4 protein-coding genes and 1 pseudogene are annotated in these 3779 nt (G+C 66.6%); 1 reads left to right on the forward strand and 4 read right to left on the reverse strand.

Annotated elements, in window-relative coordinates; translation table 11 throughout:
• The 3 genes from U9980_RS24485 to U9980_RS24495 form a co-directional block, all read right to left on the reverse strand.
• On the reverse strand, positions 1-789 hold a 789-nt coding region (locus tag U9980_RS24485), incomplete at its 3' end, for a hypothetical protein (RefSeq protein ID WP_322770089.1).
• 128 nt (positions 790-917) lie between these two features.
• Positions 918-1808: an ABC transporter permease gene (locus U9980_RS24490; protein ID WP_322770090.1), complete on the reverse strand. Its 891-nt coding sequence runs from the start codon at positions 1806-1808 to the stop codon at positions 918-920.
• A complete protein-coding gene (locus tag U9980_RS24495; protein ID WP_416210388.1) occupies positions 1805-2881 on the reverse strand; it encodes an ATP-binding cassette domain-containing protein in 1077 nt (358 codons plus the stop codon). The genes U9980_RS24490 and U9980_RS24495 overlap by 4 nt, the downstream gene beginning before the upstream one ends.
• 248 nt (positions 2882-3129) lie before the next feature.
• Here U9980_RS24495 and U9980_RS24500 point away from each other — a divergent pair, with 248 nt between their 5' ends.
• On the forward strand, positions 3130-3492 hold the full coding sequence (locus tag U9980_RS24500; RefSeq protein ID WP_322748118.1) for a hypothetical protein: 363 nt from the start codon (positions 3130-3132) through the stop codon (positions 3490-3492).
• 24 nt (positions 3493-3516) lie between these two features.
• Here U9980_RS24500 and U9980_RS24505 read toward each other — a convergent pair.
• Positions 3517-3779, reverse strand: a pseudogene (locus tag U9980_RS24505) (serine/threonine protein kinase); the annotation flags it as partial.

Raw genomic sequence — 3779 nt, forward strand, 5'->3', positions numbered from 1 at the left:
AACGGCGTTCTTGATGAGGCTGTGCAGGTCCTGCGCGGCACCTTTGCGTACCGCATCCTCCGCATCGCGGACAGTTTCTGCTGTGGCGGCGAGTATCTGGTCGAAACACACCCACACGATCTGCAGGAGCAGTGGGCTCAGCCCGAGCGACACGCGCAGTACAACCGGGACCGCGGCGAGGTCTGTCGTCCACGGCACAGCGCTGATCAGAAGAACGACACTGCTGAGGCCGACCGGTATCAGGTGGCGGAGCACCACAAGATGCGGCGCAGCCGGGCCCGTGCTTCGGTCCGGGCCGACGATCACCGGGACGGCCGGTGCGTACCAGCCCGCGTCCAGCACAACGTTGAGGAACACCATCCAGGTGAAGCTGACGCAGGCGAGCAGGGCCACTGACCGCGCGGCAGCCGACAGCCCCGGTACGGCCCACGGGCCGGCGAACAGCAGCCCGGCGCTGAGGATGCCGAATCCCTCCAGCAGGCCAGGGAGGTCAACCTCGGCATGCCCCCGGGCCTGGAACAAGTGGTCGGCGAGCCAGCGCAGACCCGGTATCTGTTCCAACCGCGCCACCAGACGAGGGCGGGCGTGGATGAACGCCATCGGGCAGCCGACCGTGACGAGCACCAGCTGGCAGGCTTCCCGCGGGAGCTGGGTTGCGGGTAATCGCGCGGCCGCGACCCACAACAGCGCGACACAGCCAAGCCTGAGCCATGACGTCGTCCGGTGTTGCGCATCATCCACCGCCCGGACAGCGGTCGCCCAGACCACGTCCGAACGGTTGGTGCGCACGGCAGTCTCCCTGTCGTCAGGACCAGTGGTTCGTATGATTCTGCAAGATCACCGTCTGACACCAGGGAAAACTTCGCGCGTTCCAGCCGGGGCCCACGCAGAGTCGGTGCTCAGCGACCAGCTGGTGTTCAGCGCGACATGGCCTGGTAACGACGGATGCTGAGTGACGCGAAGATCGTGACGAGAACCGTGACCCAGATCAAGGTGGCCAGGACCGGGTGTTTCGTGGGGAAGCCGCTGCTGCCGAACGGATTCGGGTTACCGAACAGAACCCGCATCGCGGCGGTCAGGGAGCTCACCGGATTCCATTCCGCCACCGGCTGTAGGAAGCCGGGCAGCGTCTGGATGGGGACGAAGGCGTTGGACAGGAACGTGATCGGGAAGATCGCGGTGAACGCCACCTGCTGGGCGACCTCGACGGTCGGCACCAGAAGGCCGAGCCAGACACCGATCCAGGCCATCGCGTAGGCGAACAGCAGCCCGAGGGCCACCGCCGCGAGAAAGCGGATTGGTCCGTTGCGGACCCGCCAACCGACGACAAGGCCAGAGAGCATGAGTACCGCGAGTATCACGGCGTTGTAGACGACGTCGGAGACCGTGCGCCCGGTCAGGAAGGCCGAGCGGGCCATCGGCAGCGAGCGGAAGCGGTCGATCAGGCCTTTGGCGAGGTCGTCGGTGATGCCGATGGCGGTGGTCGCCGCCGCAAAGGTAAGCGTCTCCGCGATGATCCCTGCCATGACGTATTCGCGGTAGGAGCCGCCTCCCGGCAGCGGGATCGCCCCGCCGAACACGTAGGAGAAGAGCAGTACGAACATCACTGACTGCAGGATCGCGACGATCGCCAACTCGGGGATACGGGGGATCCGCTTCAGATTGCGCCAGGCGACGACCAGCGAGTCGGCTACGACCGATGCGCTGGCGGCGGGCGCGCGCAGTCTCCATCGAGATCTCCGGGACTGCGCAGCTGGATGATCGTGCGTCCGTCGGCCCGGATATGCGGGGTCCATGGGGCTTGTCACGAGGCTCTTCCCACACGTGCGTCAACCGCCTCATCGCCGTCGCCCTCGCTCTCGCCCTCGCCGTCGCCCTCGCCCTCGGCGGACTTCTGCCGCACGGCGTGGCCGGTGAGCCGGAGAAACACGTCGTCCAGGGTCGGGCGGCGTAGCCCGAAGTCGTCCAGCACGATTCCAGCCTCGTCAAGGGCGCGGATGAGGGTGGTGAGCTTGCGCATACCACCGTCGGCGGGCGCGGTCAGGCGTTTCGCCCGCTCGTCAACGACAGTGCCAGCAGTGCCAGCAGTGCCAGCAGTGCCAGCGGTATCGGCGGTGCAGTGGCGGGAGATGACATTCCGGGCCCGGTCGAGGTCCGCCGGGTCGTTGACGACGATCTCGACCCGTTCGCCGCCGACCTGCGACTTGAGCTCAGCGGCCGTGCCACAAGCGATGATCTTACCGGTGTCGACGACGGCGATGACGTCTGCGAGCGCGTCGGCTTCCTCCAGATACTGCGTCGTCAGCAGCAACGTCGATCCTTCACGGACGAGATCGCGGATGACGTTCCACATCGAAACCCGACTGCGCGGATCGAGACCGGTGGTCGGCTCGTCCAGGAAGAGCAGCTGTGGGTGGCCGATGAGAGCCGAGGCGAGGTCAAGGCGGCGGCGCATACCACCGGAGTAGGTCTTGACGATGCTGTCCGCCGCGCCGGACAGCGCGAACTGTTCGAGCAGTTCGCCGGCGCGGCTGCGCGCGGTGCGGCTCGGCAACTGGTAGAGCCTGCCGAACATCCACAGGTTCTCGGCGGCGGTGAGGTTCTCGTCGACGGCCGCATACTGCCCGGACAGGCCGATGAGCCGGCGCAGTTGCTGCGCGTCGCGCACCACGTCGTGGCCGAGTACGGTCGCCCGGCCGCTGTCGGGCCGCAACAGGGTGGCCAGTATGCGGACGGTCGTGGTCTTGCCGGCACCGTTGGGGCCGAGCAGACCGAGGACCGTGCCCCGCGCGACCTCCAGATCGAGGCCGTCGAGCGCATGTACCGGGCCGGCGCGGGTCGTGAACACCTTGGTGAGGGCTTGTGCACTGATAGCTGACACGAAGTGGCCTCCTTCCAGACGTCGGACAACCAACAGTGAGATCACAAGCCGCCCACGTCCCTGTTGCCGGGCACTGGTAGGGCGACCGGACGCTCCAAGTATCGGTCGATGCGGCGGAGGTCACCGGTCCACGCGCGTGCGGTCCGGTGCTCAGTCAGCCTCCCGCCAGGTTGTTCCACCCGTGCGGGCTATGCTGCCGACCGGACTCGGAGGGACGAATGCGGGCACGGTGGGCAGCGGCGGCACTGGTGATCGTCGCGTTGACGGCAGGGTGTGGCGGGGGAGCGGCGGACCCTGAGGAGACGCCACCGCCGAACACGCCTGGCTACCGGCTCGCCTTGCTCGACGGCGAGGCGGATCCCAGCTTGGCGACCATCCAGCGGTACGACAGCGCCATCCAGACGGTGGCGAGCGGATGCAAGGGCAGCGCTGTCGAGGTGGCCAGGCTCGCACAGGAGTCACGGGACGCGTTGACCAACGGAAAGGTCTTCGAGGACATCATCATCATCCTCAGAGACGTCGCGGGCTACACCGCGGACGCCGCGGATTGCAAGGCCGCGTTCACAAGCTATGTCGTTGTCCAGCTCAAAGGCGAAGACGATCCGAACTGAACGACGATCCCAACTGGCCGGCGATCAGTAATAGGATGAACAGGACGGCACGCCGGGGATGGGTTCGTTCTCCCCACCCTGGGCCACCGCGGTCGCCGGAAGGTATCCCCAGGTACCGGTGTAGCCATGGGTGTTGGAGCGCCCGTGGTCGCCCTGGGTGTAGAGCCACCAGGTGTTGGTGTGTCCCTGGATGACAGGGTTCGACCGGCCCTGGTACTGGCATATCACCCATACTTTTGCGGATCCGTCCATGTATCCGCTGTCATCAAGGTCTTCCGAAGCCTGGT

This window comes from Protofrankia sp. Cr1, assembly GCF_963555865.1.
In the GTDB taxonomy this organism is placed as follows: Bacteria; Actinomycetota; Actinomycetes; order Frankiales; family Frankiaceae; genus Protofrankia.